This window comes from Parabacteroides massiliensis (assembly GCF_900155425.1).
GTDB classification, from domain to species: Bacteria; Bacteroidota; Bacteroidia; order Bacteroidales; family Tannerellaceae; genus Parabacteroides; species Parabacteroides massiliensis.
Window position 1 is genome coordinate 617,956 of sequence record NZ_LT700191.1, and the last position, 13,528, is coordinate 631,483.

The 13,528-nt window shown below is 47.2% G+C and carries 10 protein-coding genes; 1 reads left to right on the plus strand and 9 read right to left on the minus strand.

The features are described from left to right. Nucleotides 1-305 precede the first annotated feature (305 nt). Complete coding sequence (locus BQ9893_RS13525; protein ID WP_075966514.1) at nt 306-1,076, plus strand: RNA methyltransferase; 771 nt, start codon at nt 306-308, stop codon at nt 1,074-1,076. A gap of 290 nt (nt 1,077-1,366) precedes the next feature. On the opposite strand, the gene BQ9893_RS13535 is transcribed toward BQ9893_RS13525, so the two are convergent. The 9 genes from BQ9893_RS13535 to BQ9893_RS13575 all read right to left on the minus strand — a co-directional run bounded on the left by BQ9893_RS13535 (nt 1,367) and on the right by BQ9893_RS13575 (nt 13,510). Next, nucleotides 1,367-2,170 carry a DUF4296 domain-containing protein gene (locus BQ9893_RS13535; protein ID WP_075966516.1) on the minus strand — a complete coding sequence of 268 codons (804 nt, stop codon included), beginning with the start codon at nt 2,168-2,170 and terminating at the stop codon, nt 1,367-1,369. Between the two features lie 11 nt (nt 2,171-2,181). Then, on the minus strand, nt 2,182-2,796 hold the full coding sequence (locus BQ9893_RS13540) for a lipoprotein signal peptidase (protein ID WP_075966517.1): 615 nt from the start codon (nt 2,794-2,796) through the stop codon (nt 2,182-2,184). A gap of 1 nt (nt 2,797) precedes the next feature. Further along, on the minus strand, nt 2,798-3,178 hold the full coding sequence (locus BQ9893_RS13545) for a TraR/DksA family transcriptional regulator (RefSeq protein WP_075966518.1): 381 nt from the start codon (nt 3,176-3,178) through the stop codon (nt 2,798-2,800). Nucleotides 3,179-3,318: 140 nt separating this feature from the next. Continuing rightward, complete coding sequence (gene ileS, locus BQ9893_RS13550) at nt 3,319-6,744, minus strand: isoleucine--tRNA ligase (protein WP_075966519.1); 3,426 nt, start codon at nt 6,742-6,744, stop codon at nt 3,319-3,321. 88 nt (nt 6,745-6,832) lie between these two features. Then, a complete protein-coding gene (locus BQ9893_RS13555) occupies nt 6,833-7,870 on the minus strand; it encodes a DUF3810 domain-containing protein (protein ID WP_075966520.1) in 1,038 nt (345 codons plus the stop codon). Further along, nucleotides 7,867-11,655, minus strand: a complete 3,789-nt coding sequence (gene metH, locus BQ9893_RS13560) for a methionine synthase (RefSeq protein WP_075966521.1) — start codon at nt 11,653-11,655, stop codon at nt 7,867-7,869. The genes BQ9893_RS13555 and metH overlap by 4 nt, the downstream gene beginning before the upstream one ends. A gap of 23 nt (nt 11,656-11,678) precedes the next feature. After that, entirely contained in the window at nt 11,679-12,143 is a 465-nt protein-coding gene (gene smpB, locus BQ9893_RS13565; protein ID WP_075966522.1) for an SsrA-binding protein, read from the minus strand. Nucleotides 12,144-12,153: 10 nt separating this feature from the next. Then, nucleotides 12,154-12,720 carry a YIP1 family protein gene (locus BQ9893_RS13570; protein WP_075966523.1) on the minus strand — a complete coding sequence of 189 codons (567 nt, stop codon included), beginning with the start codon at nt 12,718-12,720 and terminating at the stop codon, nt 12,154-12,156. Between the two features lie 31 nt (nt 12,721-12,751). Continuing rightward, a complete protein-coding gene (locus BQ9893_RS13575) occupies nt 12,752-13,510 on the minus strand; it encodes a BFO_2992 family lipoprotein (protein WP_075967380.1) in 759 nt (252 codons plus the stop codon). Nucleotides 13,511-13,528 lie beyond the last annotated feature (18 nt).

Genomic DNA, 13,528 nt, shown 5'->3' on the forward strand with positions numbered 1-13,528 from the left:
TTTACTTATTTAGTTACTATTTATTCCTCTCTTTTGTGAGTATAATTGATTCAATGCAAAAATAGTTGGATTAACATAGACGGACATTAAATAAATTACAGATTGAGTTACCCAAATCACTGTTTGGTTCCTATACATTATCTAAAATCCAAACGATCCGTTCCAAAAGTAAGGAGATGGGGATCACGGTGCTAAATGTTTTCTGACGAACAATAACAAAACGCAGATGACACAACGCCTTGATTCTATTTTGCGGAACGGGTAAATCCTCGTACATTTGTCACAATAAAGATGGAGTAAAAAAGATGCTAAGCAAGGGGAAAGTAAAATACATACGTTCGTTAGAAATGAAGAAGTACCGGAACGAACTGAACGCATTCGTTGCCGAAGGGAATAAACTGGTCGCTGACATGATGTTCGCCTTTGAATGTGAACTGATTCTCGCCAAACCTTCCTGGATGGCGATGCAGGGGAACATTCCGGCAAAAGAGTTGTTGGAAGCGGAAAACGAAGATATCCGCAAAGCCAGTTTCCTGAAAAACCCACAGGACGTACTGGCCGTATTCAAACGTCCGGACTGGCCGATCGACGAATCCGACCCTTCCTCTTCACTCGTCCTGGCTTTGGACGGCATACAGGATCCCGGAAACCTTGGAACCATCATCCGGCTTGCCGACTGGTTCGGTATCGAGCATATCGTCTGTAGCCCTGACACCGCAGACGTATTCGCCCCAAAGACTGTGCAGGCCACCATGGGAGCGTTGGCACACGTGAAAGTCCACTATACAAATCTGGAAGACTACCTGAAAACCCAGGTGGCAAAGCAGGTCCCATTGTTCGGCACATTCCTCGACGGAGAAAACATGTACACAAAGGATTTGAAGGCAAACGGAATCATCGTGATGGGAAACGAGGGGAACGGAATACGTCCACAAATAGAAGCGTTGATCGATCAAAAACTTTACATTCCGAGTTTTCCCCCCGAAAGAGAGACTTCAGAGTCTTTGAATGTAGCCATCGCCACGGCCGTCATCTGCGCCGAATTTCGCCGTCGCGGGGGAAATGCCACTCAATAGCAACAGGCAGACAGGCAAACCCGTTCGAGAAATTGGTGTAAACCCTTGACGTTCCAAGGCCTCAGCCAATGTCTCGCCCCGCCGCATGTCAAAAGCAACTCGCTCTCCCGTGCAAAGCGTAGAAATGGAGGCAAGGATCAGGAGGCCGTCATAAAACTCCGTACCCGCAATTTCTTCTTCCAAAGGGAAAACACCAGCCAGACATTCCTCTTCGTCCAACTCGACGTAGTGCATCGGGAAGAAGCTATTCCAATAAATATAATGAGAGGCTATCCGGCGCATAACACGTTTTATTTCGTAGCGGAGACTTGCGCAGCCAACGAATCTTTTGCCATATCAGTCAGGCGGCCATAATTGTATTTCATAAGGTTCAGACTGTCCAGATAAACCTTGTAGTAGGAAGAGTCGGCATTGTTCATAAAGATATATCCGTAGACGCGCTTGACCTGCTTAGTCGGGATCGTCTTCAAAACGGTCTCGTGAGGTCCATCGCGAAGCACCTTGTCATTAACGGTCACGATCGTATCGCCCTGGTCGGCACTTATGTGTATCTCCGGCTTATAAGTCATTGTCTCGTTGATGCCCCAGACATTCATGCCCAAAACGAACGAGCTCCCGGATGAATAGTTCGTTTCCGGCCTGACATCGAACGTCACCCCGTTAAACAACGCATCGGGTTCCAGCCTCAAAGAAGTACGACGAGGCCAAATATCCACTGAATCTTGTTTGGAAACGGGCACCGCCGAAGCCTGCACATCACCCAACGCTTTCTGCCGATTGTTCAAATCAGCCAACACGCGGTCATACACCTTCATATAAATATCCAAATTCCGCCCATACCAAACAAGCGAACTATCATATTCGGCCTGTGTGATCTTATATTTGCGGAAGATGGATTGATACAGAGCCTCTTTATGGGCATTATCGGGAAATCCCTTGTTGTCAAGGCTGATCATGGCTTCCGCCAATTGCATATCTGTCTGTACGGCTTGCATTTTCTTTTCAGAAAGAATGCCATCCGGCACTTTGCTACAACCGGCCAGTAAGGCTCCCAGTAACAAAACGACACTATATCTATGCAGGCTGTTCCGCATTAATTCTTTTTCTATTTTTCTTTTGAGAGACTTGTCGACAATGTGCGACGGTAGAACAACAACAAAAAAAAGACACCTACGCAAATTGCCGAATCGGCCAAGTTGAAGATCGGACGGAAAAAGACGAACTCTTTTCCTCCCCACACCGGAATCCAGTCCGGCAACACTGTCTGTATCAAAGGGAAATAGAACATATCGACCACTTTCCCGTGCAACCAACCGGCATAACCGCCTCCTTCAGGCATAAACGAAGCGACCTGCCCAAAGCTATGGTCAAACACTACTCCGTAGAATACGGAGTCGATGATGTTCCCGATAGCTCCCGCAAAGATCAACGAAATACAGGCGATAAAGCCAAAGGTGTAGTTCTGCTTCACCAGCTTATACAGGTAATAACCTATAAAACCGACGGCCACGATGCGGAAGACCGACAAGAACAACTTTCCGATTACTTCTATCCCGAATGCCATTCCCGCATTCTCGGTAAAGTACAGATAAAACCATGGAGTAATTTCAATGCTCTCATGCAATTGCATGTGAGTTTTGATCCATATTTTAAGAGCCTGGTCAAGAATAAGGAGCAACATCACAATCAACGCTGCTCCCCAACCTTTGGAATATCTCATTTTATTTGGCACCTCCCTGTTTAGCTTCGATACTCAACGTGGCGTGAGGCACGGCACGTAGTCTTTCTTTCGGGATCAATTTTCCGGTCTCGCGGCAAACACCATACGTTTTATTTTCAATTCGGACCAATGCCGCCTGCAAGTTCTGGATAAACTTCATCTGACGTTGTGCCAAACGACCGGCCTCTTCTTTTGATAAAGTCGCAGCCCCTTCCTCCAAGACCTTAAACGTCGGAGACGTATCAGCGACATCGTTACCGTCGGAGTTGGTGATACCGGATCTCAACAGGTCATAATCTTTTTTCGCTTTCTCCAGCTTTTCCAATATTATGGCGCGGAACTCCTCGAGTTCAGCATCCGAATATCTTGTCTTTTCTGCCATGGTTCATTTAAATTAATAATTAACAATTAAGAATGAATAATGAATAATTCAACAATGAGAAAGTTCTCTCCTTCCTCTTGCCCACAAATATAAGCAATTCTTCCATTGTTCATATTAATTATTCATTATTCATTGAATATTTACGCTTTTTCAATTCGGACCGAAAGTTTGAATTCTTCGAAGTCCAACTCGGTTGCATCGCTGATCACATCCGTAATTTCCACAGATACAGCCAATACTTGATTCGCTATATACGAATTGAAATCCTTTATAGCCTCATCCATCACTTCGTTCGAAAGGACGGTAACAGATATCTTGTCCGTGATATCGTAACCGCTGCTCTTACGCAAGTTCTGGATGCGGTTCACCAACTCACGCGCCAGCCCTTCCTTACGAAGACTCTCCGTCACGGTAATGTCCAGAGCTACCGTCAAGCGGCCTTCGTTCGCAACCAGCCAGCCCGGTATGTCTTCGGAGATAATCTCGACGTCCGTACGTTCGATCACAGCCTCCTGTCCTTCGACGGTCAGCGTGAACGTACCGGCTTTTTCGAACGCATTGATTTCGTCCTGACTCATCGTCTGGATAGCAGCAGCCAAGGTCTTCATGATCTTGCCGTAACGCGGGCCCAACTTCTTGAAGTCGGGCTTGATCTTCTTTACCAAAATACCGGCAGCATTATCGACAAACTTCAGTTCCTTCACATTGACTTCATTCAGGATCAATGTTTTCACTGCTTCGAGACTCTCCTGCTGATGAGCATCCACAACCGGGACCATGATGGTTTGCAACGGCTGGCGAACCTTAATATTCACCTTGCGGCGCAAAGCCAGCACCATAGAAGACACATCTTGTGCCATTTGCATACGCTCTTCCAGGTTCTTGTCGATCAAAGCCTCGTTGCAAACTGGGAATTCGGACAAGTGAACAGATGCGACCTTCTCACGTCCGGTAGCAGAGATCAGGTCACAGAACAACTGGTCTGCATAGAAAGGCGCGATCGGAGCCATCAACTTGGCGACCGTTTCCAGACAGGTGTACAACGTCTGATAGGCGGACAACTTATCGGTCGTCATGCCTCCACCCCAGAAACGGCGGCGGTTCAGACGCACATACCAGTTACTCAGATTGTCGTTTACGAAATCTGAGATCGCACGTCCGGCACGGGTCGGTTCGTATGTATCTAAGAATCCATCCACGTCCTTCACCAGCGAATTTAGCAACGACAATATCCAACGGTCGATTTCGGGACGTTCTTTCCAATCCACATCCGGTTCGGAATAATCGAAACCGTCCACATTCGCATACAAAGCGAAGAACGAATATGTATTATATAATGTACCGAAGAACTTACGGCGAACTTCTTCTATTCCGTCGATATCGAACTTGATGTTGTCCCAAGGAGAAGCATTCGTAATCATGTACCAGCGCAAAGGATCGGAACCGTATTGTTCGATCGTAGCGAACGGATCAACAGCGTTGCCCAGGCGTTTTGACATCTTGTTGCCATTCTTGTCCAATACCAAGCCGTTCGAAACGACCGCTTTATATGCCACGCTATCAAATATCATCGTGGCGATCGCATGCAACGTGAAGAACCATCCGCGTGTCTGGTCAACGCCTTCGGCGATGAAATCGGCCGGATACACCTTACGCTCGTCGAAGATTTCCTTGTTTTCGAACGGATAATGGATCTGAGCATAAGGCATCGCGCCGGAATCGAACCATACGTCGATCAGGTCAGCCTCGCGCTTCATCGGTTTGCCACTTTCGGATACTAAGATCACATCATCCACATAGGGACGGTGCAGGTCGATCTTTTCGTAGTTTTCCTTCGTATATTCGCCCGGCTGAAAATTCAGGTCCTTGTATGGGTTGGACTCCATCAACCCGGCTTTTACGGATTTCTCGATTTCATTGTACAACTCTTCAACCGAACCGATGCAGATTTCTTCCGCCCCGTCTTCGGTACGCCAGATTGGCAACGGCGTTCCCCAATAGCGGCTACGGCTCAGGTTCCAGTCTTGCAGGTTTTCCAACCATTTACCGAAACGTCCCGTACCAGTGCTCTGCGGTTTCCAGTTGATCGTATTGTTCAGTTCGATCATCCGTTCGCGGCAAGCAGTCGTACGGATAAACCAACTATCAAGCGGATAGTACAAGACCGGCTTATCTGTGCGCCAGCAGTGCGGATAGTTGTGTACATGCTTCTCGATGCGGAACACACGGTTCTGTGCCTTCAGCATCATGCAGATTTCGATATCCAGCGTTTCGTCTTTTTCTCCTTTCGTCGGATCGTAGGCGTTCTTCACGAACTTGCCTTGCCACGGATCATAGTCAGTCGCATTCATATGCTCCTGTACATATTCGGGATCAAGGTCTTCCAAGAGATAGAACTTTCCGGTCATGTCGACCATCGGACGACGATTCCCGTCTTTGTCAATCATCATCAATGGAGGTATGCCGCTTGCTTTTGCCACACGGTCGTCATCCGCACCAAAAGTCGGAGCAATATGGACTATACCCGTACCGTCTTCAACCGTCACATAGTCACCGGTGATGACCCGGAAAGCGCCTTCACCCGGATTGACCCACGGGATCAGTTGCTCGTAGTGCATGCCCGCCAGTTCCGGACCTTTCCATTCGCCGACCACTTTGAACGGGACCAGTTTGTCGCCTGGCTTATAATCGGCCAAAACCAGATCGGCAGCTTTCGGGTTGAAATAGACATTCTGTAAGTCCTTGGCCAAAACGGCCGTCATCGGCATACCTGTATACGGGTTGTAGGTCTGAACAGCCACATACGTGATATTCGGTCCCACACAAAGAGCGGTGTTGGAAGGCAATGTCCACGGAGTAGTGGTCCATGCCAGAAAGAAAGGTTCACCGAATCCGGTCATCTCCGGTTTCGGATCGAGAATGCGGAACTGGGCCGTACAAGTCGTATCCTTCACATCGCGATAACATCCCGGCTGGTTCAACTCGTGCGAGCTAAGCCCTGTTCCGGCCGCTGGCGAATACGGCTGAATCGTGTACCCTTTGTAAAGCAAGCCTTTCTTATATAGCTCCTTCAGCAGGAACCACAAGGTTTCGATATAGCGGTTGTCGTAAGTGATATACGGGTTTTCAAGGTCAACCCAATATCCCATCTTCTGTGTCAGATCCGTCCATTCCTTCGTAAACTTCATCACGTCGCGACGGCAGGCGGCATTATATTCGGCTACAGAAATCTTTTTGCCAATGTCTTCTTTGGTTATACCCAATGATTTTTCAACTCCCAACTCTACCGGCAATCCGTGTGTATCCCATCCCGCCTTACGGTTGACAAGATACCCTTTCATGGTCTTATAACGGCAGAAAATATCCTTAATCGAACGGGCAATCACATGGTGAATACCGGGCATACCGTTTGCAGAAGGGGGACCTTCATAAAACACAAACGAGGGATGTCCTTCGCGGATTTCAAGACTCTTATGGAAGATGTCGCCATCCTGCCATTTCTTCAGCACCTCTTTATTGACGTTCGACAAGTCAAATTTCGAGTATTCGGCAAATTTCTTACTCATATCGCGTTATCTATTTATTTATCTTCTCAAAAATTGCCGCAAAGGTAGTGATTTAATTCGAATTAGGCAATATGGTAACAGCGAGGACTCAAATCTCTCCGGACGCATTTTTCAGAGCCATCAGCAACGCCACCACTTCCGAATAATTCTTTCGGCCGGAGGGGATGTTGTTCCCTTTCAGGAACCAGTTGTAAGCAGCACTCTGGATTTCACCTATGAACGGGCTGTACATAGCTTGCCAGTAAACGACTTTCCGGTTGTAAACATCTTTTACTTCGGGGGAGATCGTTTCTTTCCATTGATTAAATTCTTCTTCAGGCAAAAGTTGATATGCGTTGCTCAAGACATACGGTAACAAGGCGAAGTAAGCCGAAAAACGGATTTCCGCCACTTCCGAACGGGAGCAGACCAGAAAACCGTACAGATTTGCTTCCGCCTCGCTGGATATCCCCAACACATGCGCCATTTCGTGCGCATAAGTAAACGGATACTGGACAGGCAACAATTCGGGATTCAGGTTATATTCGGTAAAAAACGGCCCCATATATCCCAAAACGCCCACCTTGCTCATCAACGAAGGAAGTAACATCGGCTTCGGATGCAGATATCCGGCAGGAGCGACCAGTCCGAATCTTCCGACAATTTTCCGGTAGCCCTTTTCGGACTCCTCCGCAACAACCACCTTGTCGATCTCCTCTACCGGGACAAAAGAAACATTCAGAGAATCCGTGTAAGCAGACAGGAAAGAGCGGAACGCTTCGGCCGAATAAGCCACGTGCGAAAGTTGCGTCCGGGTAAAAAAATCTTGCCGGAAATAATTCAACCCCCATGCCATATAGAACCAGACATATACCCACAAAAGGTATTCGACAATCCGTTCCGCCAACTTCTTCCACGAACATCTACCGGCAACAGCACAAACCACATAAACAAGTAGACTTCCTATACTTCCATATATCAAGCAATCGCCCACCGAAAAGAAAAAAATCGATGAGAAACGGGACAGGACGGCCGATACATACGGATATACATTCCGGGCATACGTCTCTCCGGCTCCTGGTGAACACATGGTGAACCAGATAGCAACTAAAAGGAGAGACAAGATTGTCCGGCGTATGTATTTCAATTTGATATGTTTTTATTCAATAATTTCCTGACTTCCGCTACCGACAGATTCCGACGACGGGCATAATCCTTTATCTGCTCCTCGTCGATATGGCCGACCATGAAATATTGCGAATCCGGATGTGCGATATAAATACCGCTGACCGTCGCCGTCGGGTACATCGCTCCGTTTTCCGTCAAGCTGACACCGATACGCGACATATCCAACAATTTATCCAACGTATAGTTCAAAAGCTGGTCCGGCAACGAAGGATAGCCTACAGCCGGACGTATTCCCTGATATTTTACCTTGTACAAGTCAGAGATGGAAAGCGATTCATCCGGAGCATATCCCCAATACTCCTTACGGACTTTTTCATGAAGATATTCAGCCATCGCCTCAGCCAGACGGTCGGTCAGGGTTTGTAGCAACATGGAATTATAAGTGTCACCCTCCTGCTCGAACCGTTCTTTCAGAGATTCAGCACCGACACCGGCTGTCACCACGAAAGCTCCAACAAAGTCTGTACGTCCTTCCGATACAGGTATCACATAATCGGCCAACGATTTATAGACACCCTCCTCTTTCTTCGTCTGTTGCCGCAAGACGGGAAGCAAGACTTCCCCTATCCTGATATTATCTCCATCGCTATTGGCCGGGAAGATGCCGTAAATTGCCTTGCAATACTCGACTTTCATTTCGACCAGGCGATCCAGCAACTTGACAGCATCTTTATATAGTTGCATAGCCTCCGACGCCTTCGCCCGGTCTGCCTCCGGAAACTCGGCTAGCCAAGCGGTACGACAGGCTTCGCAATCGTGGATTTGCGCAATTTCAGAGAAATGTCCGTTCAGTTTCCAAGCATTGAAAAAGAAGGTCCAATGGATATATGGGATTATCTCCTCCAAAGGAATATAAGGAATCACCTGCACTCCGCGCTGCGCCGGGACGACCGGATGATAAGAAACCCAATCGATTTTCGGACGGTTCATCCGGACTTCCGCTAACGGGAGCAGTATCTCTTTTTTCTCATTCATGGAGGCACGCAAAGTCTCATACTCGTTGTTCAGTTGGGCAATATAAGCATCCCGCGTTTCCGGGTTCAACAACTTAGCCGCTATCAACGGGTTTTGCGAAGCGTCCAGCACATGAATGACAGGATAGTCATAATGAGGAGCGATCTTAATGGCCGTATGCAATTTCGAAGTCGTGGCACCGCCCACCATTATGGGAATACTCAGGCCCGCTTTCTGCATCTCGTCCGTCACATGCACCATTTCTTCGAGCGAAGGCGTGATCAGACCGGAAAGACAGACCAAATCGGGCTTCTCTTCGATTGCCTTTTTTACGATCACGTCCGCCGGGACCATCACTCCCAAATCGATCACCTCATAGTTGTTGCAAGCCAATACGATCGAAACAATATTCTTCCCGATGTCGTGCACATCACCTTTCACTGTTGCAAACAAGACTTTCCCGGCTTTTTTCATTTGACAATTGTCCATTGACGATTGACAATCATCGGTTTCCCCTTCTTTAATTGTCAATAGCCTTTGTTCTGCCTCAATCGCCGGTTGTAGGATACCAACGGCCTTTTTCATTATACGGGCCGTCTTGACAACTTGTGGCAGGAACATTTTCCCGGCACCAAACAACTCGCCGACCTTATTCATCCCGCTCATCAGCGGTCCGTCGATTATATCCACCACACGCGGATATTTCTTCAAGGCTTCCTGCAAATCCTCTTCCAGATGATCGCCAACCCCACGGATCAGAGCGTTCTCCAAACGTTCTTCCAATGGACAATCTCCAATCGACAATTTGCAATTATTCGCTTTCTTATTTGCCAATTCATTGTCTTTTGTCAACTGTTTAGAGCTATCTATTGTCCATTGTATCAGCTCTTCAGAAGCTTCCGGACGGCGTGCCAGAATGACGTCTTCCAGTAACGTACGGAAAGAAGGTTCAATATCTTCATAGAGCACGGACGACGATGGGTTCACAATCCCCATATCCATACCTTTGTTAATCGCATGATACAGGAATACGGAATGCATGGCCTCCCGCACGTAATTATTTCCACGGAAAGAGAAGGAAAGATTGCTGACACCACCACTCACCTTCACGCCCGGCAGGTTCTTCTTTATCCATTCTACTGCACGGATAAAGTCAAGCCCATATCCGTTATGTTCTTCCATGCCGGTAGCGATAGCCAGCACATTCGGATCGAAAATGATTCCGTTCGGATCAAAATCGACTTTTTCTCGAAGGAGGCGGTAAGCACGCTCACAAACCTCGATTTTTCGTTCGAACGTATCGGCCTGCCCTTTTTCATCAAAAGCCATTACGACCGTGGCTGCCCCCAGTTGTTTGATGCGGGCAGCATGTCGCAAAAATACATCTTCGCCTTCTTTCAAAGAAATCGAATTCACGATACTTTTTCCTTGCACGCACATCAAGCCTTTTTCGATCACCTCCCATTTGGAAGAGTCGATCATCACGGGGACACGTGAAATATCGGGCTCGGAAGCGATCAGGTTCAGGAAAGTCGTCATTTCCTTCACAGCATCCAACATTCCGTCATCCATATTGATGTCGATCACTTGCGCACCATCTTCCACCTGCTTACGAGCAATCGTCAAAGCTTCTTCATAGTTTCCTTCCTTGATCAAGCGCAAGAACTTGCGCGAACCGGCCACATTACACCGTTCGCCAACGGTTACAAATTTACAATTGTCAATTGCCAATTGTTTAGAGTTACCTATTACTAAGGGTTCCAGCCCCGACAACCAAAGGCCGTCGGGCTTCGGAGCCGGCACATGCGGCTTGGCTCCCCTTACCAACTCGGGATATTTGGCAATATGAGCCGGTGTTGTACCGCAACAACCACCCAAGATATTCACCAGCCCTTCATCGATAAAGGATTTTACATGAATGGCCATCTTTTCCGGCGTCTCGTCATAAGAGCCGAAGCTGTTTGGCAGACCGGCATTCGGATAAGCACTTATATAATAAGGAGCATATTTTGCCAATTCAGCCAAGTATGGTTTCATGTCGGCAGCGCCGAAAGAGCAGTTCAAGCCGACACTGACAATATTGGCATGTTGCACGGAAGCCAAAAACGCAAGCAATGTCTGTCCGGAAAACGTACGTCCACCCTGGGCAGACAACGTCAAAGAAAGCATAATCGGCAAATCCAGGTTCTTTTCCTTCAATACGGTCTCGGCGGCTTCTAACCCGGCTTTCACATTCAACGTGTCGAAAGTCGTTTCAAACAGGACGATATCCACACCTCCGTCCACCAAAGCTTCCACCTGTTCCTTATAAGCGCCATACAAATCCATATAGGTAACGGCCCGGTAAGCCGGATCGCTCACGTCGGGACTCATCGAGGCCGTCTTGTTGGTCGGCCCGATGGAGCCGGCCACAAAGATCGTACGATCCGGATGTTCTGCCATAAAACCATCGGCCACCTCACGTGCCAACTTTCCGGCAGCTAAGTTAATATTCCGTACCTGCCCTTGCATACCGTAATCTTCCATCGAAATGGCATTTGCATTGAATGTATTGGTAGCAAAAATATCAGCACCGGCCTCCAGATACTGGCGGTGGATCGATTTGATCACGTCTGGCCGGGTGATACACAACAGATCGTTATTTCCTTTCAGATCGCCCGCCCAATCAGCGAACTGTTCTCCGCGATAGTCCTTCTCTGTCAGTTTAAATCCCTGGACCATCGTGCCCATTCCCCCGTCCAGAATCAAAATACGTTCTTTCAGGGCATTCAAAAATATCTCTTTATTCATGTTTATGATTTCCGAAACTCTTTTCAATTTCGTTTAAAAGCCCGATCCATCTCCCGGCGGTCATCCCGCTCCTTGATAGAGTCGCGTTTGTCATATTCTTTCTTACCTTTGGCGATAGCGACAATGACTTTAGCCAGTCCCTTGTCGTTAATAAATAGGCGTGTCGGGATAATGGTAAAGCCATTATTACGAGCGGCCGTTTCAATCTTCCGCAATTCCTTTTTGGTCAATAGCAACTTTCGATCACGACGAGCCGTATGGTTATTGTATGTTCCGTAGAAATATTCGGCCACATACATATTTTTCACCCACAATTCTCCCTTCTCCACAATGCAGAACGTATCGACCAGGCTCGCCTTTCCCAGGCGGATCGATTTGATCTCCGTACCGGTCAGTACGATTCCAGCTGTAAACGTGTCGAGTAACTCATAATCAAAAGTCGCCCGCTTGTTCTTTATCTGTATGTTATTACTTATTTTCTCTTTCATCTTTTTTCTATCAAAAACGTAAACCGGGCATCAACATGGATAGGACAACCTCGATCAGCCTGGGCATCAACAAGATCAATCCGGTTGCAATCCCGACAAACTTTAGGCGAATCTTCTCCTCCACCTGCATATAAGGGCCAGCCCCTTCCCATACGATATAAAACGTATATAACACAAATATCTGCAAAAAGAAGAACTCAGGAAGCAACATCAACACGATGTTCAAAGCAAACATCAATGAGGACGAATAGCCGACAAATCGCTGGCACAACTTCATATCTTTTTCCCGTTTAAACAATCCTTGCCAAAGTTCGTTCAACAAATAGGAAGCCAGGTAAAAACCACCGAATGCCGCTACCAGTGTCCGGATAGACGATTTCAACGCCAACTCGACATCAAACTCTTTCCGGGTGAACAGCACGCCCAAAAAAGCTGCCACCGTAACGAATCCAATCAGAGGATAGACAAACCGGGATAAAAACTCATCGTCCTTTTCTTCCTTTCTCGTCAGAATATCCCACGCTTTTCCAGGCTGGGAGATGATAGCTATTACCAATTTAAATATCTCTTTATACATTTTTTCAATACGCCCGTTTTCTATTTATCGTTTATTTGTTTTTCCCCGGCAGATCTATCGTAAACACATCGGAACTTTTCCAGTTTATCGACGCCGAGTCTTTCCCGAATGAATAAGCATAATTAATCCGAAACTTCAGTTCGTCCGAATTATTCTTTTCCGCCTCTTTCACCAGGTCATCTATGTTGAACGCACAAGGAATAATCATCGACTCGCCACTTGTTGTCGTGTCCGCCTTTATCCGGATCGTGCGCAAGTAGAGACTATAAATCTTATCGTCAGTCAGCAATTTAGTAGGATCGTAGGACAGAGAGAAGCTATCCACCTGGTTTGCAGGATGATTACTCATCTCCGCAAACAGGAACAAATTTCCCCTGATATAGGCGGAACGTGCCTGGAGAGAAGAAAGAAGCAGTTCTTCTTTTGCAACAACAGCCGTATCGGTCAGTACATCATAGAAGTTCCAACGACTGACCTCCGAGATCGTATTTTCATAAATGACGGCCTCGGTATAGCTGGTATCCGTCCCGGTTCCCATTTTGTTTGCTGTTCCATAATCGATGGAATAATCAAACAAAATACATTCTCCGTCTTCCACATTGGCTTTCTGGAAATCACTCGAAGAGACCACTACGTCTCCCTTGGTATAAATAGCCTTACCCGGTCCGTATCCGGTCACCACGACCCCAGCCTGATTCGCCATCGTCAACTGGGTAGCCGGGTCTCCCAAACAAGAACTCAACACAACCAGACAAAAAGCCAAAACACCATATAATACTGTCTTTCTCATCTTCATATACAATTTTGA

What these genes read in the sequence shown, in the direction of transcription:
- BQ9893_RS13525 (WP_075966514.1), top strand. Translation starts at nt 306, where the DNA reads ATGCTAAGCAAGGGGAAAGTAAAATACATACGTTCGTTAGAAATGAAG.
- BQ9893_RS13535 (WP_075966516.1), bottom strand. Translation starts at nt 2,170, where the DNA reads ATGCGGAACAGCCTGCATAGATATAGTGTCGTTTTGTTACTGGGAGCC.
- BQ9893_RS13540 (WP_075966517.1), bottom strand. Translation starts at nt 2,796, where the DNA reads ATGAGATATTCCAAAGGTTGGGGAGCAGCGTTGATTGTGATGTTGCTC.
- BQ9893_RS13545 (WP_075966518.1), bottom strand. Translation starts at nt 3,178, where the DNA reads ATGGCAGAAAAGACAAGATATTCGGATGCTGAACTCGAGGAGTTCCGC.
- ileS (WP_075966519.1), bottom strand. Translation starts at nt 6,744, where the DNA reads ATGAGTAAGAAATTTGCCGAATACTCGAAATTTGACTTGTCGAACGTC.
- metH (WP_075966521.1), bottom strand. Translation starts at nt 11,655, where the DNA reads ATGAATAAAGAGATATTTTTGAATGCCCTGAAAGAACGTATTTTGATT.
- smpB (WP_075966522.1), bottom strand. Translation starts at nt 12,143, where the DNA reads ATGAAAGAGAAAATAAGTAATAACATACAGATAAAGAACAAGCGGGCG.
- BQ9893_RS13570 (WP_075966523.1), bottom strand. Translation starts at nt 12,720, where the DNA reads ATGTATAAAGAGATATTTAAATTGGTAATAGCTATCATCTCCCAGCCT.
- BQ9893_RS13575 (WP_075967380.1), bottom strand. Translation starts at nt 13,510, where the DNA reads ATGAGAAAGACAGTATTATATGGTGTTTTGGCTTTTTGTCTGGTTGTG.